At 59.7% G+C, this 25281-nt stretch carries 22 protein-coding genes; 15 read left to right on the top strand and 7 right to left on the bottom strand.

What is annotated here, in order from left to right; genetic code table 11:
- Nucleotides 1-36: 36 nt before the first annotated feature.
- Entirely contained in the window at nucleotides 37-438 is a 402-nt protein-coding gene (locus AC07XF_RS04995) for a type II toxin-antitoxin system HicB family antitoxin (protein WP_495025634.1), read from the bottom strand.
- Between the two features lie 207 nt (nucleotides 439-645).
- On the opposite strand from AC07XF_RS04995, the gene AC07XF_RS04990 reads away from it, so the two are divergent.
- Nucleotides 646-906 carry a hypothetical protein gene (locus AC07XF_RS04990; protein ID WP_007983141.1) on the top strand — a complete coding sequence of 87 codons (261 nt, stop codon included), beginning with the start codon at nucleotides 646-648 and terminating at the stop codon, nucleotides 904-906.
- Nucleotides 907-930: 24 nt separating this feature from the next.
- Here AC07XF_RS04990 and betT read toward each other — a convergent pair whose 3' ends face one another.
- Entirely contained in the window at nucleotides 931-2892 is a 1962-nt protein-coding gene (gene betT / locus AC07XF_RS04985) for a choline transporter BetT (RefSeq protein ID WP_495025745.1), read from the bottom strand.
- Nucleotides 2893-3289: 397 nt separating this feature from the next.
- Entirely contained in the window at nucleotides 3290-4216 is a 927-nt protein-coding gene (gene epsC, locus AC07XF_RS04980) for a serine O-acetyltransferase EpsC (protein WP_007983137.1), read from the bottom strand.
- 190 nt (nucleotides 4217-4406) lie between these two features.
- Between epsC and AC07XF_RS04975 the strand changes: the two genes are divergently transcribed.
- The 13 genes from AC07XF_RS04975 to AC07XF_RS04915 all read left to right on the top strand — a co-directional run bounded on the left by AC07XF_RS04975 (nucleotide 4407) and on the right by AC07XF_RS04915 (nucleotide 17331).
- Nucleotides 4407-5405: a D-cysteine desulfhydrase gene (locus AC07XF_RS04975; RefSeq protein ID WP_495025633.1), complete on the top strand. Its 999-nt coding sequence runs from the start codon at nucleotides 4407-4409 to the stop codon at nucleotides 5403-5405.
- Nucleotides 5406-5756: 351 nt separating this feature from the next.
- Complete coding sequence (gene tcyJ / locus AC07XF_RS04970) at nucleotides 5757-6551, top strand: cystine ABC transporter substrate-binding protein (protein WP_495025632.1); 795 nt, start codon at nucleotides 5757-5759, stop codon at nucleotides 6549-6551.
- Nucleotides 6551-7216 carry a cystine ABC transporter permease gene (gene tcyL / locus AC07XF_RS04965; protein ID WP_007983131.1) on the top strand — a complete coding sequence of 222 codons (666 nt, stop codon included), beginning with the start codon at nucleotides 6551-6553 and terminating at the stop codon, nucleotides 7214-7216. The genes tcyJ and tcyL overlap by 1 nt, the downstream gene beginning before the upstream one ends.
- Before the next feature lie 4 nt (nucleotides 7217-7220).
- Complete coding sequence (gene tcyN / locus AC07XF_RS04960) at nucleotides 7221-7976, top strand: L-cystine ABC transporter ATP-binding protein TcyN (protein ID WP_495025631.1); 756 nt, start codon at nucleotides 7221-7223, stop codon at nucleotides 7974-7976.
- A gap of 484 nt (nucleotides 7977-8460) precedes the next feature.
- Nucleotides 8461-9225, top strand: a complete 765-nt coding sequence (locus AC07XF_RS04955) for a hypothetical protein (RefSeq protein ID WP_495025630.1) — start codon at nucleotides 8461-8463, stop codon at nucleotides 9223-9225.
- 370 nt (nucleotides 9226-9595) lie between these two features.
- A complete protein-coding gene (locus AC07XF_RS04950) occupies nucleotides 9596-10828 on the top strand; it encodes an SfnB family sulfur acquisition oxidoreductase (RefSeq protein ID WP_495025629.1) in 1233 nt (410 codons plus the stop codon).
- Nucleotides 10829-10851: 23 nt separating this feature from the next.
- Nucleotides 10852-12045 carry an SfnB family sulfur acquisition oxidoreductase gene (locus AC07XF_RS04945; protein ID WP_495025628.1) on the top strand — a complete coding sequence of 398 codons (1194 nt, stop codon included), beginning with the start codon at nucleotides 10852-10854 and terminating at the stop codon, nucleotides 12043-12045.
- Nucleotides 12046-13398 (top strand): LLM class flavin-dependent oxidoreductase, encoded by a 1353-nt coding sequence (locus AC07XF_RS04940; RefSeq protein ID WP_495025627.1) that lies wholly within the window; start codon nucleotides 12046-12048, stop codon nucleotides 13396-13398. It begins immediately after the preceding gene.
- Between the two features lie 119 nt (nucleotides 13399-13517).
- Nucleotides 13518-14327 carry a MetQ/NlpA family ABC transporter substrate-binding protein gene (locus AC07XF_RS04935; protein ID WP_495025626.1) on the top strand — a complete coding sequence of 270 codons (810 nt, stop codon included), beginning with the start codon at nucleotides 13518-13520 and terminating at the stop codon, nucleotides 14325-14327.
- Between the two features lie 2 nt (nucleotides 14328-14329).
- The gene (locus tag AC07XF_RS04930; protein ID WP_495025625.1) at nucleotides 14330-15463 is read left to right on the top strand and encodes a methionine ABC transporter ATP-binding protein; all 1134 of its coding nucleotides are present in this window, start codon (nucleotides 14330-14332) and stop codon (nucleotides 15461-15463) included.
- Entirely contained in the window at nucleotides 15453-16097 is a 645-nt protein-coding gene (locus AC07XF_RS04925) for a methionine ABC transporter permease (protein ID WP_495025624.1), read from the top strand. The genes AC07XF_RS04930 and AC07XF_RS04925 overlap by 11 nt, the downstream gene beginning before the upstream one ends.
- 189 nt (nucleotides 16098-16286) lie before the next feature.
- Nucleotides 16287-16508 (top strand): hypothetical protein, encoded by a 222-nt coding sequence (locus tag AC07XF_RS04920; RefSeq protein ID WP_495025623.1) that lies wholly within the window; start codon nucleotides 16287-16289, stop codon nucleotides 16506-16508.
- A gap of 196 nt (nucleotides 16509-16704) precedes the next feature.
- Complete coding sequence (locus AC07XF_RS04915) at nucleotides 16705-17331, top strand: class I SAM-dependent methyltransferase (RefSeq protein ID WP_495025622.1); 627 nt, start codon at nucleotides 16705-16707, stop codon at nucleotides 17329-17331.
- A 134-nt stretch (nucleotides 17332-17465) separates the two neighbouring features.
- Here AC07XF_RS04915 and AC07XF_RS04910 read toward each other — a convergent pair whose 3' ends face one another.
- The 3 genes from AC07XF_RS04910 to AC07XF_RS04900 are packed head-to-tail and all read right to left on the bottom strand — an operon-like array spanning nucleotide 17466 to nucleotide 22677.
- Nucleotides 17466-20516 carry an efflux RND transporter permease subunit gene (locus AC07XF_RS04910; RefSeq protein ID WP_495025621.1) on the bottom strand — a complete coding sequence of 1017 codons (3051 nt, stop codon included), beginning with the start codon at nucleotides 20514-20516 and terminating at the stop codon, nucleotides 17466-17468.
- Complete coding sequence (locus tag AC07XF_RS04905) at nucleotides 20513-21577, bottom strand: efflux RND transporter periplasmic adaptor subunit (protein WP_495025620.1); 1065 nt, start codon at nucleotides 21575-21577, stop codon at nucleotides 20513-20515. The genes AC07XF_RS04910 and AC07XF_RS04905 overlap by 4 nt, the downstream gene beginning before the upstream one ends.
- The gene (locus tag AC07XF_RS04900; RefSeq protein ID WP_495025619.1) at nucleotides 21574-22677 is read right to left on the bottom strand and encodes an efflux RND transporter periplasmic adaptor subunit; all 1104 of its coding nucleotides are present in this window, start codon (nucleotides 22675-22677) and stop codon (nucleotides 21574-21576) included. Before AC07XF_RS04900 ends, AC07XF_RS04905 begins: the two co-directional genes overlap by 4 nt.
- A gap of 176 nt (nucleotides 22678-22853) precedes the next feature.
- Between AC07XF_RS04900 and AC07XF_RS04895 the strand changes: the two genes are divergently transcribed.
- Nucleotides 22854-24050, top strand: a complete 1197-nt coding sequence (locus AC07XF_RS04895; protein ID WP_495025618.1) for an AAA family ATPase — start codon at nucleotides 22854-22856, stop codon at nucleotides 24048-24050.
- An 18-nt stretch (nucleotides 24051-24068) separates the two neighbouring features.
- Here the strand turns inward: AC07XF_RS04895 and AC07XF_RS04890 are convergent, their stop codons facing one another.
- On the bottom strand, nucleotides 24069-25190 hold the full coding sequence (locus AC07XF_RS04890) for an RHS repeat-associated core domain-containing protein (RefSeq protein WP_495025617.1): 1122 nt from the start codon (nucleotides 25188-25190) through the stop codon (nucleotides 24069-24071).
- Nucleotides 25191-25281: the final 91 nt, after the last annotated feature.

The raw sequence follows: 25281 nt of genomic DNA, 5'->3' as shown, positions 1-25281 counted from the left end.
TTTATCTGCACCCTCCGTATCGACCTAATAGCCCTTTTACGCCGACAACTCGCGCAAGGCAGCAGCAGCCAAAAAACCGGACCTTGAGCTGTATCGCTGATCCCGTTTTACCGTTTGGTCGATTCGCTCAAGCAATTGCTCAGGCAGTGTGGCATTGAAGCGCACCGACTTGCCGAAATAGGGTGTGATATCGAAATCGACCACTGCCCATACACCGCCGGCGTAATCAGGGTTATCGAGGTGAGCGTCGACCTCACGCACCTGCGGCAATGGATCGCCATCGGCAACCAATCCTTCGTAGTGCAAGGACAATGCCTCCTTCACGCTCTCGAGTGCTTGCGCCACAGTGCTGCCAGCAGAGAAACAACCCGGCACGTCCGGGACGATCACGCCGTACTCTGAATCGGCATCCTTGTGCAGAACGACCGGAAATTGCATGTGGATGAATCCTTCCTGTGATGTGTCCTCATTGGGACTTTCGTATTCGATGACCGGTGAAGCGCGACAGAAATACACACCATACACACTCAGAAAAAATATTAGTCGATCACGGCGAGACTGACTTTCTCTCCCGGACCAGCGGCAGGCTTGTTTAACTATGCTCAACAGGAGGAAAGTCGCTGAATCACCAGGACGGAACCAGCCATGCACACCACGATCATCATCACCTTCGGCCTGGCCTTGCTGGCCCTGATGCTGTTCATCGGCGAGAAACTCGGCTTCAGCCGCCAGACGCTCACCTACAGTTTCGTGATCCTGTGGCTGGCGCTGACAGTGATCAACGGCGCCATCGGCGTGGTGACCGCTGGCCAGTCGTTGAGTACGGAACTGGGGATCGGCACGATGGTGTTCAGCATTCCGGTGGCGGCGCTGGTGTTGTTCATGGTGCTGAGCGCCGAGAGCTGAAAAGCCCCGGCGCCCTGCCTGCGATCAACGCACCAGGTGCAGGAACTGCATGTGCCGTTCGTACTGGTCGAGGATGTCGTTGATGATCTGCTCCTTGGTGTACCCCATCAGATCGTAATCCTGGCTACCCTCGCTCAGGTGCACTTCGGCCCGATAGTAACGGCGATTATTGAGTTGCTTGGAACCCATGCCGCCGCGGGCAAAAGACGGCGTGAAATAGCCGCGCATCTGCACTTGATAAACGAACGGATGCTGATCGCCATGGCCGATCTCCAGGCTGACGCTGTCATTGGCCGGGTCCGGGTGGGTCGCTACGTGCAAACCCTTTTCGACGAACACGGCCGACACTTCTTCAATCGCCGGGCGCACCGTCGTATCGAGGAAGCGATAGACCTCGTCCCGTGACGGAAAATGTACCGCCTGACTCAGGCGCTGACGCCAGCCGCCCTTGCCACGCAGGGAACCCGAGACCGGTGCCAGTGAGTGCATCTGCGCAATTTTTTTCTGCGATTCCAGATAAAACGCCTTGTGCAGCCCCCACATCATCAGCAGCAAGATCAACGAGAACGGCAGCGAGGTCAGGACCACCGCCGACTTCAATGCATCGATGCTGCCGGAGAACAGTAATGCGCTTGTCACTAGCGCAGTCATTGCGCCCCAGAACACTCGCAGCCATTTCGGCCCGTCTTCATCGGGATTGCCGCCCTTGGCAGACAGCGTCGACAGCACCACGGTGCCGGAATCGGCGGAGGTGACGAAGAACACGAAACTGATGAACACCGTGACCGCGATGACGGTCTTGCTCCACGGGTAGGTTTCCAGCAGCAGGTAGAGCGTCATCGACGGATTGTCGATGGCCGACATACCGAGTGCGCTCATGCCGTGGTTGAGCACTTGATCGATGGCGCTGTTGCCGAAAATCGACATCCACGCCAGGGTGAACCCGAGCGGAATCAGCAGCACGCCGAAAACGAATTCGCGGATGGTGCGGCCACGGGAAATCCGCGCGATGAACAAACCCACGAATGGCGACCATGCGATCCACCAGGCCCAGTAGAACACCGTCCAGCCGCCCAGCCAGTCGCTGGGTTTGTCGTAGGCGTAGAGGTCGAAGCTCTTCATTGGCAAAGCGCCGAGGTAATCGCCAATGTTCTGGATCAGGGTGTTGAGCAAGTGCTGCGTGGGGCCGGCAAACAACACGAACAGCAACAGCGCACAGGCCAGCAGCATGTTGATGTCGGACATCACCCGCACGCCTTTATCGACGCCGGACACCGCAACGATGATCGCCGCCCCCATCATCAAGGTGATCAACCCGATCTGGACCCACTGGGTGTGGGCGATGCCGAACAGGTAGTCCAGGCCCGAGTTGAGGTGCAACACGCCGAAGCCCATGTCGGCACCGAGGCCGAATACCGTGGCGATGATGCCGAAACCGTCCACCGCGTAACCGATGGGGCCGTTGATGCGCTTGCCGATCAGCGGATACAGCGCCGAGCGCAGGGCCAGTGGCAGGTTATGCCGGTAGGCAAAGTAGGCCAGCGCCATGCCGACAAAGGCGAACACGCCCCAGCCATGCAGGCCCCAGTGCAGAAACAGGATCTGCATCGCCTGACGTGCAGCCTCCGCCGTACCGGCCTCGCCCTGGGGCGGTTGCAACATGTGGGTCAGCGGCTCGGACACGCAAAAGAAAAACAGGGTGATGCTGATCCCGGCGGCGAACAGCATGCCGGCCCAGGACAGATAGCTGAATTCGGGTTCGTCGTGGTCGGCACCGAGCTTGATCTTGCCGTAGCCGGACAAGGCGGTGACCACCACGAAGACCAGATACAGCGTCATCGCCAGCATGTAGTACCAGCCGACCGTGTTGGCGGCCCAGTTTTGCGCCGCCAGCAACCAGGCACCGGCCTGTTCGGGCATGGCGATGACAACGACACCAAACAACAGAATGAAACTCGCCGAGAACCAGAACACCGGCGGATTCATGCGGATCAGACCGCTTGAAGGGATGGACGATGCACTCATGTACGGTGCACCTCGAAAGGCAAAAACGTGGCTGTGGAAATCGGACTCAGCAAAGGCAAGCCTCCTGTTGTGAGCGGGCAGCGAACCGCCGGTTTAACTTGAATGAACGTTCAAGTTAAACATGGATAGGGGGCTAAGGACTAATCGCAGGGCTCGGCGGTAGTGGTTGTACGCTAGCTCAAGGGAAGAAAAAACGCGGGATTTACGGGGTTCTGTAGGAGCTGTAGGAGCTGTCGAGTGCAACGAGGCTGCGATCTTTTCCAATGCACCGCAAAACCAAGATCAAAAGATCGCAGCCTCGTTGCACTCGACAGCTCCTACAAGTCCTACAGGTCCTACAGATCCAACGACTGGGATCTTATTTTTGCGCCCCATCGTCATGCTGCAGATTCGCCTGGGTCAGGTTGCTGCCCGCCGGCACGCTGCGGGTCAGCCAGACGTTGCCGCCAATGGTCGAACCCTGGCCGATGGTGATCCGCCCGAGAATCGTCGCCCCGGCATAAATCACCACGTCATCCTCGACAATCGGATGCCGAGGCTGGCCTTTCTGCAACTGACCGTCTTCGTCCGCCGGGAAGCGCTTGGCGCCCAAAGTCACCGCCTGATAAATCCGCACGCGCTCGCCGATGATCGCGGTTTCGCCGATCACCACACCAGTCCCGTGGTCGATGAAGAAACTGCGGCCGATCTGCGCACCAGGGTGAATGTCGATGCCGGTGGCCGAGTGAGCGATTTCCGCGCTGATCCGCGCCAGCAACGGCAGCCCGGCACGGTACAAATGGTGGGCCAGGCGATGATGAATCACCGCCAGAATCCCCGGGTAGCACAACAATACTTCATCGACACTGCGCGCTGCCGGGTCGCCGTGATAGGCCGCCAGCACGTCGGTGTCCAGCAGGCTGCGCAACCCCGGCAGGGCGAGGGCGAAGTCCTGAATGATCTGGATGGTTTTGGCTTCGACTTCGGTATCGGCCTGGGCACTGTGGCGCGCGGCGTAGCGCAATTCGAGCCGCGCCTGGGCCAACAGCGCATTCAACGCCACATCCAGCGTGTGGCCGACATAGAAGTCTTCGCTCTCTTCGCGCAGGTCAACCGGCCCCAGGCGCATCGGGAACAACGCCCCGCACAAGGCTTCGAGAATCTCCGCCATGGCCGCCCGGGAGGGCAGCTCGCGACCGCCCTGCTCGGTACTGGCCCGGCCATTTTGCGCTCGCCACTGCTCACGCGCGGTGCGCAGCTGGCTGACGATGGTCTGCAATTGCCAATGGCTGGAACGCTCACTCACGGTAAAAACTCCTCACGGGCGACCGGACTGTCTGGCCGCACTGACGGCGTTTACTTTACGGCAAGGGTCGCAAAGCAAATTAAGAACCAATAATGCTGTGCTCATTACGATTAGCTATAAGCGATTGGCGGTTGCCCCGGCTTTTGGGCGTGCCTATAGTCCTGAGATCTTCCACGGCCAGTACGGACCCATGATCAAACAACAGCTCGCCCGCTTTAACCGCCTCGACCTGCTCGGTCAGCCCACCGCCCTGGAAAAACTCGAACGCCTGTCGACCTGGCTGGGCCGCGACGTATACGTCAAACGCGATGACCTGACTCCGCTGGCGATGGGTGGCAACAAACTGCGCAAACTTGAATACCTCGCCGCCGATGCCCTGGCCCAGGGTGCCGACACCTTGATTACCGCCGGCGCGTTGCAATCGAACCATGTACGCCAGACGGCCGCTATTGCCGCCAGGTTGGGCCTGGGCTGCGTCGCCCTTCTGGAAAACCCCCTCGGCACCGATGACAGCAATTACACCGGCAATGGCAACCGACTGCTGCTCGACCTGTTCGATGCCAAGGTCGAGCTGGTGGAAAACCTCGATAACGCCGACGAGCAACTGCAAGCCCTGGCCGGCCGACTGCGCAACAACGGCAAGAAGCCGTATCTGGTGCCGATCGGTGGTTCCAATGCACTGGGCGCCCTGGGCTACGTGCGCGCCGGGCTGGAGCTGGCCGAACAGATCAAGGACACCGGCCTGACCTTCTCCGCCGTGGTTCTGGCTTCGGGCAGCGCCGGTACTCACAGCGGTCTGGCACTGGCCTTGAGTGAAGCACTGCCGGATCTGCCAGTGATCGGCGTGACGGTTTCGCGCAGCGACGAAGACCAGCGGCCGAAAGTTCAAGGTTTGGCTGAGCGTACCGCCGAGCTGCTGGGGGTGAGTCTGCCGGCGGCATTCAACGTCGAGCTGTGGGATGAATACTTCGCCCCGCGTTACGGCGAGCCGAACGCCGGGACACTGGCAGCGGTGAAGTTGCTGGCGAGTCAGGAAGGCCTGCTGCTCGACCCGGTCTACACTGGCAAGGCCATGGCGGGGTTGCTCGACGGGATTGGTCGTCAGCGTTTCGACGACGGCCCGATTATCTTCCTGCACACCGGCGGGGCACCGGCGTTGTTTGCCTACAAAGACTACCTGGCCGGCTGAACCATTTATCTTGGATAGGGATTGTCTGTGGCGAGGGAGCTTGCTCCCGTTGGGGCGCGAAGCGCCCCCCTGCATTCTTGGGCCATTTGGGGTTTGCGGATTTACGACTGCTGCGCAGTCGAGCGGGAGCAAGCTCCCTCGCCACAATGGATCGCCTTCATATTCAATTTGCGCATAACAAATAGAATATTTATTATTTTCCTATCTAACTGCACCCTCTTATAGTCACGCCGCAGGCGAATTTGCAGCGAGACGCATAAGCTGCATTAGGGCAGGATATCGCAGTCGTCCAATTCCCGAATTTGCCAACTTTCCTAAAGCGTCTTCCATAAGAAAACACAGGGGCTTGTCATGAATTTTTCCGCACTACGTCGCAATCTGCTGGTGGGCTCGCTGGGCCTGGCACTCAGCGCCGGCCTGATTGGCCATGCCGTTGCCGGTGAGCAACTGCAAAAAATCAAAGATGCCGGCGTGATCAACGTTGGCCTGGAAGGCACTTACCCACCGTTCAGTTTCGTCGACGCCGACGGCAAACTGGCCGGCTTCGAAGTCGAGTTCTCCGAAGCCCTGGCCAAAGAGCTGGGTGTCAAAGTCAAACTGCAACCGACCAAATGGGACGGTATCCTCGCGGCGCTGGAATCCAAACGTCTGGACGCGGTCATCAACCAGGTGACCATCACCGAAGAGCGCAAGAAGAAGTACGACTTCTCCACGCCTTACACCGTTTCCGGGATTCAGGCGCTGACCCTGACTAAAAACAAAGACACCATCAAGACCGCCGCCGATCTGGCCGGCAAGAAAGTCGGCGTAGGCCTGGGCACCAACTACGAGCAGTGGGTCAAGGACAACGTTCCAAAAGCCATCATCAAGACCTATGACGATGATCCGACCAAGTTCCAGGACCTGCGTGTCGGTCGTATCGACGCCATTCTGATCGACCGCCTGGCCGCGCTGGAATACGCCAAGAAGGCCAAGGACACCTCCGCCGCCGGTGATGCGTTCTCCCGTCAGGAAGCCGGCATTGCCCTGCGCAAAGGCGAGCCTGAACTGCTGGCTGCAGTGAACAAGGCGATCGACAAGCTGCGCGCCGATGGCACCCTGAAAAAACTCTCGGAAAAATACTTCAACGCTGACGTCACTCAATAATGGAAGAAGCTTTCCAACTCGCACTGGACTCCGCGCCCTTCCTGCTCAAGGGCGCGTACTACACGGTGATCCTCAGCCTGGGCGGGATGTTCTTCGGCCTGGTGATGGGATTCGGCCTGGCGCTGATGCGCCTGTCGCGCTTCAAACTGGTGAGCTGGATCGCCCGCATCTACGTGTCTTTCTTTCGCGGCACGCCGTTGCTGGTGCAACTGTTCGTGATCTATTACGGCTTGCCGCAATTGGGTCTGGAACTTGATCCGCTGCCGGCGGCCCTGATCGGCTTCTCGCTGAACATGGCCGCCTACGCCTGCGAAATCCTGCGTGCCGCGATCAGCTCCATCGAGCGCGGACAGTGGGAAGCGGCTGCCAGTATCGGCATGACCCGCGCGCAGACCCTGCGCCGGGCCATCCTGCCGCAAGCGATGCGCACGGCTTTGCCGCCGCTGGGCAACAGCTTCATTTCGCTGGTCAAGGACACCGCGCTGGCCGCCACCATCCAGGTACCGGAATTGTTCCGTCAGGCGCAGTTGATCACCGCCCGTACTTTCGAAATCTTCACCATGTATCTTGCCGCCGCACTGATCTACTGGGTCCTGGCCACGGTGCTGTCGCACCTGCAGAACCAGTTGGAAGCGCGGGTCAATCGGCACGACCAGGAGTCCTGACCCGATGATTGTCGTGGAAAAACTGACAAAGCAGTTCAAGGGTCAAGTCGTGCTCAACGGCATCGATCTTGAGGTCAAGGAAGGCGAGGTAGTCGCGATCATCGGCCCTAGCGGTTCGGGCAAGACCACCTTTCTGCGCTGCCTGAATTTCCTGGAAGAACCCACCAGCGGCCGGATCAAGGTCGGTGATATCGAGATCGATACCAGCCGTCCCCTGAACCAGCAGCAGAGCCTGGTGCGGCGTTTGCGCCAGCACGTGGGCTTCGTGTTCCAGAACTTCAACTTGTTCCCCCATCGCACCGCCCTGGAAAACGTCATCGAAGGCCCGATCATCGTGAAGAAGATCGCGCACGCCGACGCCGTGACCCTGGGTAAAAAGCTGTTGGCCAAGGTTGGTCTGGCGGGCAAGGAAGACGCTTACCCGCGTCGTCTTTCCGGTGGTCAGCAACAGCGCGTGGCGATTGCCCGGGCGTTGGCGATGGAGCCGGAAGTAATCCTGTTCGATGAACCGACCTCGGCACTCGACCCGGAGTTGGTGGGCGAGGTGTTGGCGACCATCCGCGGCCTGGCCGAAGAGAAGCGCACCATGGTGATCGTCACCCACGAAATGGGTTTTGCCCGGGACGTGGCCAACCGTGTGGTGTTTTTCGACAAGGGCGTGATCGTCGAGCAAGGCGAAGCGAAGGCATTGTTTGCCAACCCGAAAGAAGAGCGGACAAAGCAGTTTCTCAGCAAGTTCCTGAATAACGCTCACAACTAATAAACCTGCGCAACAACGGTCAACTTCCACGGATGGAAGTGACACCCCCTCAAAAAAACCACCTCAACAATATCAAACTAAATTTATATATTCGACACGCCTGTTTTGTAATCGCGTGCGGTACATATATATGCTTCGCAACAATTCAGTCGCGCTATTCCACTCGGTCGCCTATCGCATGGAATGACCGACAACTTGTCACGAAATGTCCGTACAACGCGGCTTTCAGCAGATAAAGTCGACACAGCAACAGGGTTTACTTACTTGTCACCGTAGGAACTTTCTGAATAGCATCAAACATCATCCATAACTAACAAATCTCATTGACACTGGTTATCCATAACTCTTATCTAGTCTCTAGCCAGCGACACTCATCACGCTCAAATCATTATTTCAATTCAAAGTAATGAATGGTTTTGCTGTTCGATATTTGGTTTTTGACTTTCCAGAAACGGACATCGTTGCAAGACTTCAAGGAGACTTCATGAAAAGCACCTCGAACAAACCCGGGCTTGTAGCCCCGACCCTGGCACAATCCAACAAGACCGCCATCAACATTACTTGCGCGGCTCACCTGCTGATTGAGGTAGCGCCCTACCCCGCCATGGACAAGGGCGACCTGATCGAACTGTTCTGGGACAACTGCTACGTGGCCTCCCGCGTGCTGACGGCCAGCGATGTCGGCCAACCGGTGCAGATGCGGGTGCCTGAAAGTTTTGTCGCCAACGGTACTTCGCGCATTCACTACCGGGTCATGCAAGTTGGCCGGGGGCCGGCGGTATCGGCCAGCCGCAACATGCAGATCAAACTCGACTGCCCGGGCGGCCAGCCCTCCGCGCTGTGCGGCGATGAAAACCAGTGCCTGGCGCCGGTGAGCATTCCCGAGGCGATTTGCCGCCAGGGGGTCAATCCGAGCCAGGTCAAACGCGGTGTTCCCTTGACCATCGAGCCGTATCTGAACATGGCCGCCGACGACGAAATCACCCTGCGCTGGGGCGATGTGCGCATGGACCTGCCACGGCTCAAGTCCGCTGATGTGGGTCAGCCGATTCAGGTCTGGATACCCCCGGCCATCATCCTCGAAGCCGGCGAAGACCTGCGGCTGGAAGTGACTTACTGCATCCTCGACCGGGTGGGCAACAATTCGCGCTGGGCACCGGCACGGACGCTGAAAATCGGTTGTGCCAATCCTTATCTGAAAGTCCCCCCGAAAAAAGTGCTCAAGGCTGCCGAATCCCGCAAGCAATGAACACAGGTACTGTGGCGAGGGAGCTTGCTCCCGCTGAGGTGCGAAGCGCCTCTAAAACCTGCAAATGCATTGTTCTGGTTGAAGCGCGTCAACCCGTTTTGCGACTGCTTCGCAGCCGAGCGGGAGCAAGCTCCCTCGCCACAGGGGTCGGTGCACACCAGCGGAATCATCCTTCTATGTATATTCCTAAAAGTTAGTTCATAAATTATTTATACACGTTTAGGGTATATACACCGGACCACCGGACATTCTTGTTTTCATGCGCTGCCACAAGCGGCGCTTCCATGAGATGTGAGGTAGGTATGGTCCGGAACACAATCACCCCAGTGCAGATCGCCAGGGCATTGCGAGCAGCCAAGGAGTGGCACTGATGTCCAGTCTGGCAGATGCAATCGTCCAGAGTGACCTGGACATCGCCCCGCTGTTGTTGCCCGCACAAGTCTTGCGCAACGATGCTCAAGCCATCAAAGCGGCCCATGAACTGGCGCAAGTCGCCCGCCTGCAAGCGGCCAGACGCGACCAGCAGCGCAAGCTGCCGTGGGCCGAAATCGAACAGTTCACCCGCAGCGGCCTGGGCAGCATTTCCATCCCCCGCGAGTACGGTGGTCCGCAGGTTTCGTTTGTCACCCTGGCCGAGGTCTTCGCGATCATTTCCGCGGCCGACCCGGCACTCGGACAGATCCCGCAAAACCAGTTCGGCATTCTTAACCTGGTGCTCGGCAGCGCCACCGAAGTGCAGAAAAAACAACTGTTCAAAAGCGTTCTCGATGGCTGGCGCATCGGCAATGCCGGGCCTGAGCGTGGCACCAGAAACACCCTGGAATTGAAGGCACGCATCACCGCTGACGGCATCCTCAACGGCCAGAAGTTCTATTCCACCGGTGCACTGTTCGCCCATTGGGTCGCGGTCAAGGCATTGAACGACGATGGCAAGCAAGTGCTGGCGTTCATCCGGCGCGGCACACCGGGATTGCGCATCGTCGATGACTGGTCCGGCTTTGGTCAGCGCACCACCGCCAGCGGCACGATTTTTCTCAACAACGTGCAGGTCGATCCCGAACTGGTGGTGGATAACTGGCGGATCAACGACACGCCGAACATCCAGGGTGCCGTCTCACAACTGATTCAAGCGGCCATCGACGCCGGTATCGCCAGAGGCGCCATCGACGACGCCATCGAATTCGTGAAAACCCGCGCCCGGCCATGGATCGACGCCAAGGTCGAGCGGGCCAGCGATGACCTGTACGTGATCGCCGATATCGGCAAGTTGAAAATCGAATTGCACGCCGCCGAAGCATTGTTGCGCAAGGCCGGGCAAGTGCTCGATGAAGTCAGCGCCGCACCACTCACCGCCGAGTCCGCCGCTCGCGCCTCGATTGCCGTGGCCGAAGCCAAAGTGCTGACCACCGAGATTTCGTTGCTGGCCAGCGAAAAGCTGTTCGAACTGGCCGGCAGCCGCGCGACCCTTGCCGAATTCAACCTCGACCGCCACTGGCGCAATGCCCGAGTGCACACCCTGCACGACCCGGTGCGCTGGAAATATCACGCGGTCGGCGCCTATCGCCTCAACGGCACGCTGCCTAATCGTCATTCCTGGATTTAACGACCAGACATCTGGAGAAGCACATGAGCATTTCTCACTACGTCGCGGTCATCACCAGCGATGAGCAAGCCCTGATCGTCGCCAGCGATCTGGCCGAAGATTTCAAACGCGACAGCGCCACACGCGATCGTGAACGCCGTTTGCCACACCCCGAACTGGAGGTGTTTTCCCGTTCGGGCCTATGGGGCATCAGCGTGCCAAAAGAGTATGGCGGCGCCGGTGTTTCCAACGTCACCCTGGCCAAGGTAATCGCCTTGATTGCCCGGGCCGACGGATCGTTGGGGCAAATTCCGCAGAACCATTTTTATGCCCTCGAAGTGCTGCGAGTGAATGGCAGCCATGAACAGAAAAAGCGTCTTTATGCCGAAGTGCTGGCCGGCCAGCGCTTCGGCAATGCCCTCGCCGAACTCGGCACCAAAACCGCCCACGATCGCACAACCAGTCTGACCCGCGATGGCAGCGGGTATCGCATCAACGGTCGCAAGTTCTATGCCACGGGTGCGATTTACGCCCAGCGCATTCCCACCTCGGTGGTGGATGAAAACGGCGTACAGCAACTGGCATTCGTCCCGCGCAACAGTAAAGGCCTGACGGTGATCGACGACTGGAGTGGCTTCGGTCAGCGCACCACGGGCAGCGGTTCGGTGGTGTTCGAAGATGTCTACGTCGCTGCCGAAGATGTCATCCCGTTTCAAAGCGCCTTCGAGCGTCCGACCCCGGTCGGCCCGCTGGCGCAGATTCTTCATGCCGCTATCGACACCGGCATCGCCCGCGCCGCGTATGAAGATGCACTGCACTTCGTGCGCACGAAAACCCGGCCATGGATCGACGCCACTCACGAAAAAGCCACGGACGATCCGCTGACCCTCAAGAGCTTCGGCCACCTGAGCATTCGCCTGCACGCGGCCGAGGCACTGCTGGAGCGTGCCGGTGAATACCTCGACAAGGCCCAGGCCGACACACATGCCGAGACCGTCGCGGCCGCGTCGATTGCCGTGGCCGAAGCCCGCGCCCTGAGCACCGAAATCTCCCTGGCCGCCGGTAGCACGCTGTTCGAACTGGCGGGCAGTCAGGCGACCTTGGTCGAACACGGCCTCGACCGCCACTGGCGCAATGCCCGGGTGCACACCCTGCACGATCCGGTGCGCTGGAAGTACCACGCCGTCGGCAATTACTACCTCAATGATGAAAACCCGCCACTGCGGGGGACCATCTAAATGGCTAAAAAGAAGATCCTGCTCAATGCGTTCAACATGAACTGCATCGGGCACATCAACCACGGTTTGTGGACGCACCCGCGCGACACATCCACCCGCTACAACACGATCGAATACTGGACCGAACTGGCGCAGCTGCTGGAGCGCGGGTTGTTTGACGGCTTGTTCATCGCCGACATCGTCGGGGTCTACGATGTCTACCAGAACTCGGTGGACGTGCCGTTGAAAGAGTCGATCCAGCTGCCGGTCAACGACCCGCTGTTGCTGGTGTCGGCCATGGCGGCGGTGACGAAAAATCTCGGTTTCGGCCTGACCGCCAACCTCACCTACGAAGCGCCATATCTGTTCGCCCGACGCCTGTCGACGCTGGATCACCTGAGCCGTGGGCGGGTCGGCTGGAACATCGTCACCGGCTATCTCGACAGCGCAGCCAAAGCCATGGGCCTGAGTGAACAGGTCGAGCATGACCGTCGCTACGACCAGGCCGACGAATACCTGGAGGTGCTCTACAAACTCTGGGAAGGCAGTTGGGAAAACGGTGCGGTGCTGAACGATCCGCAGCGGCGGATCTACGCGCAGCCTGAGAAAGTGCACAAGGTCGAGCACAAGGGCGAGTTCTATCAGGTCGAGGGTTATCACCTCTGTGAACCGTCGCCGCAGCGCACGCCGGTGCTGTTCCAGGCTGGCAGTTCCGATCGCGGGTTGCTGTTCGCCGGGCGGCATGCCGAGTGCGTGTTCATCAGCGGCCAGACCAAGGCATCGACCAAGGCTCAGGTGGACAAGGTCCGTGCCAGCGCCGTCGAGGCCGGGCGCAATCCCGAGGACATCAAGGTGTTCATGGGGCTGAACGTGATCGTCGGCGCCACCGAAGAGTTGGCCTGGGCCAAGCACGCCGAATACCTGAGCTACGCCAGTGCCGAGGCCGGCGTGGCGCATTTTTCGGCGTCCACCGGGATCGACTTTTCCCAGTACGAAATCGACGAGTCGATCCAGTACGTGAAGAGCAACGCCATTCAATCCGCCACTAAACACCTGCAAAACAACGACTGGACCCGCCGTAAATTGCTCGAACAACACGCCCTCGGTGGTCGCTACATCACCGTGGTCGGCTCGCCGGAACAGGTGGCCGATGAGCTGGAATCGTGGATCGCCGAAACCGGGCTGGATGGCTTCAACCTGACCCGCATCGTCACGCCGGAAAGCTATGAGGATTTCATCGAGCTGGTGATTCCGGAGTTGCAACGGCGGGGGTCGTACAAGACCGCTTATGACAACGGCACCTTGCGTCAAAAGCTGTTTCGCGAAGGGGCGTTTTTGCCTGAGCAACATACCGGTTCGGCTTACCGCCGCTAAAAGCTTCGCTGGCAAGCCAGCTCCTACAGGTGATCGTGTTGCACATGTAGGAGCTGGCTTGCCAGCGAAGAGGCCCGACCCGACACCCTAAATTTATGCACTGACTGGAAATATTCATCATGACCAAGAGACTCCGTACCCACCCAGTCAAAGCACTGGCCCTGGCCCTCGGTCTGTTCAGCTCGGTGGCGTTCGCCGCCGACGCGCCGCTGAAAATCGGTACCACCGCCGCCTTCGCCATTCCGCTGGAAGCGGCGGTCGAAGAAGCCGGCAAACAAGGCCTGAAAGTCGAGCTGGTGGAGTTCAGCGACTGGATCGCGCCGAACGTCAGCCTCGCCGCCGGCGACATCGACGTGAACTACTTCCAGCACATCCCGTTCCTGGAAAACGCCAAGGCTGCCTCGGGTTTCGACCTGGTGCCGTTCGCACCGGGCATCATCAACAACGTCGGCCTCTACTCGAAGAAATACAAAAGCTTCGACGAGTTACCACAAGGTGCCAGCGTGGCCATCGCCAATGACCCGATCAACAGTGGTCGCGGTTTGCAACTGCTGGCCAAGGCCGGCTTGATCACCCTCAAGCCCGGCGTCGGCTACAAGGCCACCGAAGAAGACATCATCGCCAACCCGAAGAACATCAAGATCCTCCAGGTCGAAGCCGTGCAACTGGTGCGCGCCTATGACGATGCCGATCTGGTGCAGGGCTACCCGGCCTACATTCGCTTGTCGAAAACCTTCGACGCCGGCTCCGCGCTGCTGTTCGACGGCCTCGATCACAAGGAATACGTGATCCAGTTCGTGATCCAGCCGAAGAGCAAAACCGACCCGCGCCTGATCAAGTTCGTCGACATCTACCAGCACTCACCCGCTGTGCGCGCCGCACTGGATAAGGCCCACGGCAAGCTCTATCAAGCCGGTTGGGAAAGCTGAACATGACCGCCGCCATCCAACGGCGACTGGAGATTCCAGAGCCCCGCTTTTTATCAGAGCATGCTGAACATACTGAGCTGCATCCCGAACTGAACCATGCCCACGTTCGCTTCATTGGCCTGGGCAAAACCTACAACGGCCAGCAAGGACCGGTGGCCGCGCTGCACGGCATCGACCTGGCGATCCAGCGCGGCGAAGTGTTCGGCATCATCGGCCGCAGCGGCGCCGGCAAGTCGTCGCTGATCCGCACCATCAATCGCCTGGAACAACCAAGCAGCGGTCGGGTACTGATCGATCAGGTCGACATCGGCGAGTTCGACGAAGACCGCTTGGTGGCGCTGCGTCGGCGCATCGGCATGATCTTCCAGCACTTCAATTTGATGTCGGCCAAGACCGTTTGGCAGAACGTCGAGCTGCCGCTGAAAGTCGCCGGCGTGCCCAAGGAACAACGCGAGCAGAAAGTCCGTGAGCTACTGGAACTGGTCGGTCTGCAAGCCAAACACAAGGCTTACCCGGCGCAGTTGTCCGGTGGGCAGAAACAGCGAGTGGGCATTGCCCGGGCGCTGGTGCATGACCCGGAAATTCTGCTGTGCGACGAAGCCACCTCGGCACTGGATCCGGAGACTACGCAATCGATTCTCGGCCTGCTGCGCGAGATCAACCGGCGCCTGGGCCTGACCATTGTGCTGATCACCCACGAGATGGCGGTGATCCGTGAAATCTGTGATCGCGTGGTGGTGCTGGAGCACGGGCGGATCGTCGAGCAAGGGCCGGTGTGGGAAGTCTTCGGCAATCCACAACATGAGGTCAGCAAGACATTGCTTGCGCCGCTGCAACACGCGTTGCCACAAGAGCTGCAAAGCCGTCTGTTGGTGCAATCAAACGCTTCAAATGCCGCCGTGGTCCTGCGCTTGCAGTTCACCGGCAGCCAACGCGACGAACCCGACCTGGCCGCACTGTTCAGCGCCCTCGGTGGCCGCGTGCGGCTGTTGCAGGGTGGCGTGGAACGGATTCAGGGTCATGCCCTCGGGCAACTGCTGCTGGCAGTGACCGGCTCAACTCTCGGTGCCGAGGAATTGCGTCAACGCGCCTCCCATTGGGCGCAACAAGTGGAGGTACTGGGTTATGTGGTTTGATCGCTTGTTGCAGGGTTTTATCGACACGTTCCTGATGGTCGGCGTGTCATCGTTGATCGCACTGTTGGCGGGCATTCCGCTCGCGGTGATCCTGGTCACCAGTTCCAAGGGCGGCATCTACGAAGCCCCGGCGCTCAACCGTGCTTTGGGCGCGTTCGTGAACTTGTTCCGCTCGATTCCGTTTCTGATCTTGATGGTGGCGCTGATTCCGTTCACCCGATTGATCGTCGGTACCACCTACGGCGTGTGGGCGGCCGTGGTGCCACTGACCATCGCTGCCACGCCGTTTTTTGCGCGCATCGCCGAGGTCAGCTTGCGCGAAGTCGACCAAGGTTTGATCGAAGCGGCACAAGCCATGGGCTGCCGGCGCTGGCACATCGTCTGGCATGTGTTGTTGCCGGAAGCACTGCCGGGGATTGTCGGCGGGTTCACGATTACGCTGGTGACGATGATCAACTCCTCGGCCATGGCCGGGGCGATTGGCGCGGGTGGGTTAGGGGACATTGCGTATCGGTACGGATATCAGCGGTTTGACAGTCAGATCATGCTGACAGTGATTGTGTTGCTGGTGGTGTTGGTGGCGGTGATTCAGTTGGGTGGGGATCGATTGGCGCAGGGGCTGAACAAGCGCTAACCCGCTGAAGGCCACCGTGCTTTTGTGGCGAGGGAGCTTGCTCCCGCTGGGCTGCGAAGCAGCCCCAAACCATTCAGTACGGTGTATCAGTGAAATTCGGGTGTCAGGTTTTACGATTGCTGCGCAATCGAGCGGGAGCAAGCTCCCTCGCCACAGGTGATCACCGACCCTGACAGGGAAGTTTTACCAATGGAAAAATCCGTACCCGATCCACCTTCCGAAAATCCTGCCAACGAAACCAGTACTGAAGACCCGCTCAGGGATCGATCAGCGCTCTATCGCGCCAGCAACCCGCACCGCCCGATGAAATGCGCTTCGGTTACGGCGTATCAGTGCGGCGATCAACTCAAGGGGGCCAACCGTGCGATGGTGGATCACGCCATTGAATGTTTGGGGATGAAAAAAAATTGAGTCAGACTTTAGTAATCCGTTGTCAGTGATACAGCTTTCGCGAGCAAGCCCGCTCCCACACTTGGTCTCTGGCGTACACAATCCATTTGTTCGACGCGGTTAAGTGTGGGAGCGGGCTTGCTCGCGAATGGCTGCGCAGCAGCCCCATACCTGATGGCGTATATTCGGTACATCCCACTTGCCTGCGCAGCCAACCATGAAACAGACACCCGACGACCTCGAACAGATCACCGCCACTACGCTGGGCCACTACAACTCGGTGGCCGAAAGTTTCCGTGAAGGGACGCGAGATCACGATGTCAGCCAGAACATCGATGCCCTGCTGCGGCACATTCAGGGTGAAGCGCCTTTTGACATTCTCGATTTCGGCTGCGGGCCGGGTCGTGATTTGCAGACGTTCACCCGTATGGGCCACAAGGCTGTCGGCCTCGACGGTTCGGAAAAATTCGCGCAGATGGCCCGAGACGACAGCGGTTGCGAGGTCTGGCAGCAGGACTTCCTGAAGCTTGATCTGCCGGCCGAGCGCTTCGACGGAATCTTTGCCAATGCGGTGTTGTTTCATGTTCCGCGTCAGGAATTACCACGGGTGCTGAAGCAGTTGTGGGGAACGCTGAAACCGGGTGGGGTGTTGTTCAGTTCCAATCCCCGTGGCGAGAATCAGGAAGGCTGGAACGGGCCGCGTTATGGGTCGTATCACGACCTGGCGGCTTGGCAGCAGTTGCTGATTGAGGCGGGTTTTGTGGAGTTGGAGCATTACTACCGGCCGACCGGGCTGCCACGGGAACAGCAGCCTTGGTTGGCGAGTGTCTGGCGCAAGGTGTAAGCGCTTTAGCCTGAGGTGTCTGTTCTGACGCTTTCGCGGGCAAGCCCGCTCCCACAGGGAACCGAGTATTGCTGAACAACTCGGTCAACTGTGGGAGCGGGCTTGCCCGCGAATAGAGCGCGCAGCGCTCGCCTTTACGCCACCTCTTTCTTCGGCTCGCGGATTTTGTACCAGGCCACATACAGCGCCGGCAGAAACAGCAGCGTCAGCAAGGTGGCGATGACGATCCCGCCGATCATCGCGTAGGCCATCGGGCCCCAGAACACTTCCCGGGCAATCGGGATCATCCCCATGCTCGCCGCCGCGGCGGTCAGCAGGATCGGTCGACGTCGATGCTCGGTGGCCTGCACCACCGCATCCCACGGCGCATAACCCTTCTGCTCGTACTCCTCGATCTGGGTCACCAGGATCACCGAGTTACGGATGATGATACCGATCAACGCGAGAATCCCGAGAATCGCCACGAAGCCCATTGGCGTGCCCGTCGGCACCAGCGCGATAACCACGCCGATCAGCCCCAGCGGCGCGACGCTGGCCACCAGGAACAGCTTCTGCACGCTGTGCAACTGGATCATCAGGAAGGTCGCCATCAGGAACAGCATCAACGGCACAACCTTGGCAATCGGTCCCTGAGCCTTGCCGCTTTCCTCCACCGTACCACCGGTGGCAACCTTGTAGCCCGCCGGCAATTTGGCTGCGAAAGCATCGATGGACGGCTTGAGGATTTTCACCAGGTCCGTCGGCTGGATCTCGTCGCGGATCGTCGCCTTGATGGTGATGGTCGGCAGGCGATCGCGACGCCACACCAGCGGCTGCTCCAGTTCGTAGCGCACCGTGGCGAACGCCAGCAGCGGAATCGACGTGCCACCAGGTGTGACGATTTGCAGGTTCTGCAGGGTTTCCGGCGTACCGCGCTCGGAGTCCACCGCACGACCGACCACGTTGATCAGGTAAATGTCGTCGTCAACCTGGGTCACCGACTGGCCGCTGACGATGCCGTTCATCAGATTGGCCACATCCTCGGAAGACAACCCCAACTGCCGCGCCTTGTCCTGGGCGATGTCGATCCGCAGCACTTTGCCCGGTTCGTTCCAGTCGTAGATGATCTCGCCAATGTGCGGGTTCTTGTCCAGCTCAGAGGCCAGGTCGATGGCATGTCGGCGCACCTGATCGATGTCTTTGCCGCTGACCCGGTACTGGATCGGACGCCCTACCGGCGGGCCCATTTCCAGTGCCTGGACATAACCGCCGATGCCGACGAAGTCGTTGCGCAAGCGCTCGCTGATCTTCTGCATCATGGCCTCACGGGTATGGCCTTTGCTGACGATCACCAGTTGCGCGTAGAACGGGTTTTGCAGTTGCTGGTCCAGTGGCAGATAAAAACGGATGGCGCCCTGACCGATGTAAGTGCTCCAGCGCACGATGTCCGGATCGTCCTTGAGCGTGGCCTCGAGGCGGTCGACGGCCCGGCGGGTTTCGTCGAGCGAGGCGTTTTGCGGCAGGTTCAGGTCCACCAGGATTTCCGGTCGATCCGAAGACGGGAAGAACTGGTTCTGCACGTAGCGCATGCTGAACACCGCCAGCACAAAGCACAGTACGGTGATGCCAATGGCCCACCAGCGATTGCGCATGCACCACAGCAGCCCACCGTTGAACGCCTTGCCGATGCGCCCGGGTTCGCCTTCATGGGGTTTCACCTTGGTGCTGAGAATGTGCACGCCGATCACCGGCGCAAACAGAACCGCCACCACCCAAGACACCAGCATCGCACAGGCAATCACCGCAAACAGGGTGTAGGTGTATTCACCGGCCGAGCTGGCGTTCAAGCCGATTGGCACGAACCCTGCCACCGTCACCAGCGTACCGGTGAGCATCGGGAACGCCGTGGAGGTGTAGGCGAAGGTTGCCGCCTGCTCCTTGGTCTCGCCCAATTCCAGGCGCGTGACCATCATTTCCACGGTGATCATCGCATCGTCCACCAGCAGGCCGAGGGCGATGATCAGTGCACCGAGGGAAATCCGCTGCATGGTGATGCCGCTGTACTCCATGAACACGAACACCATTGCCAGCACCAACGGGATCGAGCACGCCACCACCAGCCCGGCACGCACGCCGAGACTGACGAAGCTGACCAGCAGCACGATCACCACCGCTTCGAACAAGGCACTGGTAAAGCCGCCGACGGCTTCCTCCACCACCACGGCCTGATCGGAGACGTTGTAAATGCCGACACCCACCGGCAGGTCGGCGGTCAACTGGTCTATGCGGGCGTGCAAGGCCTTGCCAAACGCCTGGACGTTGCCACCCTTCTGCATGGCAATCGCCAGGCCGATGGCCGGTTTACCGTTGTAGCGGAATTCCGGCGAGGCCGGATCGACGTAGCCACGGCTGATTTCAGCAATGTCGGCCAGACGATAGTAACGGTCGTTGAGCTTGAGGTTGACCTCGGCCAGGTCTTTCTCCGAAGCGAACTTCCCTGACGTGCGCACCGAAATCCGCTCCGGCCCGGCCTCGATGACACCCGCCGGGGTCACGGCGTTCTGGCTTTGCAGACTCTGCACCACCTGACGCTCATCGATGCCCAGCGCTGCGAGTTTGCGCGTGGAGAAATTCAGGTACAGCACTTCGTCCTGCTGGCCGACCATTTCGATCTTGCCCAGCCCCGGCACGCCACGAATTTCCATGCGGGCCTGTTCCACATAGTCGCGCAACTGACGCTGGGTCAGGCCGTCGGCGGTGAAGGCGTAGATCGAACCGAAGACGTCACCGAACTCGTCGTTGAACGACGGCCCCTGTATGCCTTGCGGGAACTGGTAGCGAATGTCGCTGATCTTCTTGCGCACCTGGTACCAGATTTCCGGGATGTCCTTGGCACTGGTGGTGTCGCGCAGGTAAACGTACACCGTCGATTCGCCGGGGCGCGTGTAGCTTTTCACATAGTCGAGGGAGTCGAGTTCTTCGAGCTTCTTCTCGATCCGGTCGGTGATCTGCTTGAGGGTTTCCTCCTGGGTCGCCCCCGGCCATTTGGTCTGGATCACCATGGTTTTGATGGTGAACGAAGGGTCTTCTTCGCGCCCCAGGTTGAAATACGAGAACACACCCATCAGCAACGCGACGAACATCAGATACCAGATGAACGACTGATGCTTGAGGGCCCATTCCGAGAGGTTGAAAGGCCCTTTCATTGACTGTCCTCGTCGATTTTCACTTGCTGCCCCGGTTTGAGGCTGTTGACACCGGCACTGACCACCCGCTCGCCGTTCTTCACGCCGCCGGCCAGCACCACGGTACTGTCGGTGCGGCTGATCACCTCGATGTCACGGGGGGAGACGGTTTTACTCTGTGCATCGATCACCCAGATCCGTGGCTTGCCGTCGACCTCTTGCAGGGCGGTGACAGGCAGCACGATGCGCGGCTTGATCGCCGAGCTCAGGCTGACGCTGATGGCTGTACCCAAGCGAAAGCCCGGTGGCGTTTCGGCCAGCGACAGGCGGGCGCGCCGGGTGCGTGTGGCGCTTTGGGCCTGAGGTTCGATTTCGCGGATCACGGCGGTGGTGTTGATACTCGGATCAAGTTGCGCGGCAACCAGAAACACCACATCGCTGGGCAGTTGATCGACCAGGGTATCCGGCAGGTCGATCACCGCTTCCTTGATGTCCGGTTGTGCCAGGGTCACCACTTGCTGACCGGCCGTCACTACTTGCCCGGCCTCGGCGCTCCACGCGGTGACTACGGCTTTATGGTCGGCGTGCAACTCGGTGTAGCCCAGTTGATCCTTGCTCTGGTTGACGGCCGCCCGCGCCTGATCGAGGGAGGCCTGGGTGGTTTTCAGGTATGTATTGGCCTCGTCCAGTTGCGCTTGCGCACCGACCCCGCGATCAAACAAGGCTTGCTGGCGCTGGGCACTGGCCTTGGCATTGATCAGTTCCGCCTGGACTTTCGACAGGTCGCCCTGGGCCGAACGCAACTGGTTCTGCTGATCGGAAGGATCGAGGGTGGCGAGCAGCGTGCCCTTCTCCACCTCGGTTCCGACATCGACGTTACGACTGGCGATGCGCCCGCCCACGCGAAAGCCGGTATTGCTTTCATAGCGTGCCTGGATGCTGCCGGCGAAGCGGCCCAGGTCCTCTTCGCTCAAGGCCTGAATCTTGATCGACAACACTGGCCGTACCGGCGCCGGTGGCGGTTCGCTTTTGGAACAGGCGCTCAGCACCAGCCCGATGGACAACGCCCATAAAGGCTTCATGGCTTTGCTCCCCACGTCAGATCCTTGTAAGTGTTTTCGGCAATCTCGACTTCCATGCCCGGGTGCAAGAGTTGTCCGCCCGCGATGATGACTTTGTCGCCGTCTTTCAACCCGCCACTGATGATGACCTTGCCGGTCAGGTAGCGACCGACCGTGACCGAATGCAACTGGGCCTTGCCCTGGTCATCGACAATCCAGACCGCAGGTTCACTGATATTTTTGGTCAGCGCCGACCACGGCAATTCGATGACCGGCTTGCCCGACCCCCTGGCCGTGGCACTCACCACCGAACCCAGTTGCATGCCGTCGGGCAGACTGTTGAGGCCGACCTTGACCTGCACGGTACCGGATTGTGCCGACACCGCCGGGGTGATTTCGCGCACGGTGCCGGTGGTTTTGATTGCCGGGTTGTCGAGCAGGCTCAGGACAATGGTTTCGTCCCTCGGCTTCTCGGCCAGCAGCGATTCATAGACATTGAACACCGCATCCCGGTCGCCGTCCCGGGCCAGGCTGAAGATCGGCATCGTCGCCTGAACCACCTGGCCGACTTCCGCCTGACGCGCGGTAATGATCCCCGGCGCATCGGCGATCAGCGCCGTATAGCTCAACTGATCCCTGGCATTGGCCAACTGCGCCTGGGCGGCGCTCAAGGCGCTCTGGCTGCTGCGCAAGGCCGCCTGGGCCGAGTCGAATTCGCTCTGGCTGGTGTAGCCCTTGGGCAGGAGTTTTTGCTGGCGCACGAACGCCGCCGCGCTCTGCGTCACTCGTGCCTGTTCAGCCAACACTTGGGCCTGGGCCGAGTCGACATTGGTCTGCAAATCCTTGGGGTCGAGCCGGGCCAGCACTTGCTTGGCTGTCACGCGATCACCGACGTCCACCGAGCGCTGGATGATCTTGCCACCCACGCGAAAAGACAGCTCCGTCTGTACCCGTGCCTGGATATCACCGGTGAGGGTAACCGAGGCCGCGTAATCCGCTGGCTTGACGACTTGCACGAACACCCGTGGCAGGTATTCCTGAATGGGTTTTTTCTCGTCGCAAGCAGTCAACAGGGTGACGACACTCAAGGCCATTACGACTTTCAATCCGGGACCCGCCATGCAAACTCCTTGGCCTTTTTTATGGACAACTCGACAGAGAGCTTAGAACAGTATCCCAACCGTGCACGCCCCCCTTATGAAGAAACAGCTCGCAACGTTTTACGCCTGAAACACTTGCCATAGACGGCTGCGCGTGCCTGACAATGAGCCCCGTCGATACCGTTTCTGGAACCCACATGCTCAAGACTCTCGCGGTGGCCAATTACCGCTCGATCAACAAACTGGTGATCCCGCTGGGCCAGTTGAATCTGATCACCGGCCCCAATGGCAGCGGCAAATCCAACCTTTACCGTGCGCTGCGGCTGCTGGCGGAAACCGCTCAGGGCGGCGTGGTCAATGCCCTGGCCCGTGAGGGCGGACTGGATTCGACCTTCTGGGCCGGCCCGGAATCCATCACCCGGCGCATGCGCAACGGCGAAGTGCCCATCGAAGCCACGGTACGCCAGGGCGTCAAACGCCTGCGGCTGGGTTTTGCCGGTGAAGATTTCGGTTACTCGATCAGCCTGGGCCTGCCCGATTCCAATGGCCATTTCATGCTGCCCGGGCACAGTTCGCCCATACCGTCACGTTTCAGCCTCGACCCGCAGATCAAGCGCGAATGCCTCTGGGCCGGAGCGTTCTATCGTCCGGCGAGTCTGCTGGTCGATCGTGACGGTCCAATGATCCGTGCCCGCGCCAATCGCAGCTGGGATGTACTGGCCCAGCACACGCCGACTTTCGACAGCCTGTTCGATCAGGTCGGCAGCCTGCGCGGGTCGCCTGAAGTGCTGGAGATGCGCGAGTTCATCCGCCGCTGGCGCTTTTACGATCACTTTCGCAGCGACGCCGACGCCCCGGCGCGTCAACCACAACTGGGCACCCGCACGCCGGTACTGCATCACGACGGACGCGATCTGGCGGCGGCCTTGCAGACGATCATCGAAATCGGCGATCCCGAGGCGCTGCGGGCCGCGATCAGCGATGCGTTTCCCGGCGCTCGACTGCACATCGAACCACTGCCGGGTGGACGCTTCACCATTGAGTTCTTTCAGGAAGGCTTGTTGCGGCCGTTGTCGGCCGCCGAGTTGTCGGACGGAACGTTGCGCTATTTGCTGCTGGTGGCGGCGCTGCTGACGCCACGACCGCCGACACTGATGGTGTTGAACGAACCGGAAACCAGCCTGCACCCGGATCTACTGCCGGCGCTGGCGCGCTTGATTATTCGCGCTTCAGAGCAGTGTCAGGTGTGGGTGGTGTCCCACGCCCGGCGCTTGATTTCGGCGTTGCAGGAGGCCCCCCAATGCAACTGCATCGTGCTGGAAAAAAATCTCGGCCAGACCGGGATCGTCGGGCAGCGGATGCTGGATGAACCGGCATGGTATTGGCCGGATTGAGGTTTTCCCGTGAGGCTGTCATGTCCTTCGAATTCTTTTGTTCTGATTGAGCTGCAACCGCTGACGTCGGGCCTCCAGAACTGGCCGGTTCAACTCCAAACCAAGCATTTCGTCGTAAGATCGCTTGCCGCTCAGCTTTTGCTGGTTTGAACTGAATGTGCCAGGTGTCTGCGGCGGAGCAGAGGCCTCGAAAGACAACGAAGGCGGCAAGGAAGCTCGGGGTGAAATGGGTGGTGTCGCCGGAATCACCCGCCTCTTGTTTTGCACAAAACTACTCAAGCCAGCCTCAACCGTGGGATCACGCGCAGCCAAGTAAGTACCCAACCTCGATACCGATGCCAACGCAGTCAACCCTAAAGCGATAAACCCCAGGGTTTTGGCCGCCTCAGTGTCCCCGGTTATTCCCGCAACGGCACTGGCAATCCCTGTCAAGGCTGTCACGAAAATCGCTCCACTGGCCACGACCGTACTGGCTGCCGCGAAGGTCTGCCTGAACGTTAATTGCCCTGCGGCCCCCCATTGCAATGCGTCTTTGGCTAAATTGTAGGAGGGGATGACACGCGACATACCCACTCGAGTGTTCGTCGTGCTCAAGAGGCTTGTGAACAGCCTTGCAAATTCGGCAAACCGCCCCGTCGGATCACTGAAATTCACCGGATCCCCCAGACAATACGCATACGCATTCAACCCACCCCGCCCAAACGGACTCAAGCTGTCCGGGCTGTTGAAGCGCATCAACACCGGGTTGAACGCCCGATGCCCGTTACCCAGCAAATAATGGCCGGTGACGGGATCGATCACTTCGCCGGTGAAGCCCAGCAGACTGCCGAGACCACCCTCGACCCGACGATGACCATAAGGCGCATAGGCCTGCGACACAGATCCGGCCTGCAAGACAGAACGCTGCTGGTCAGTGGCCAGCAACTGGCTGTTGATGTCATCACCCTCACGCGATTGCATCGCCAGCAATTGCGTGTCGTGCTGGAACACACTCTGACTGTCCCGGCCTTTCAGTTGCGTGACCAGATGTGAGCCCCGGTAAATCCGGGTCAGTTGTTCCTGCCCGAGCGGTTCAAGTTGAATCAGCAGATCCAGTGCGTCGTAGCGATACCGAATCATGGGCGTTTGTACTGTGTTCATCAGGACAATCTCCTTGTAATGGACACAGCTTGCTCCCGCTCAATCGCGCCGGCACCTAGCAGAACTGCTAGGTGCAGGCGTAAAAGCTGTT

The sequence above is a fragment of the Pseudomonas sp. GW821-FHT01C01 genome (assembly GCF_059422645.1).
The sequence above is the reverse complement of the archived record's forward strand: the minus strand, read 5'-3'. Positions and strand labels throughout refer to the sequence as shown.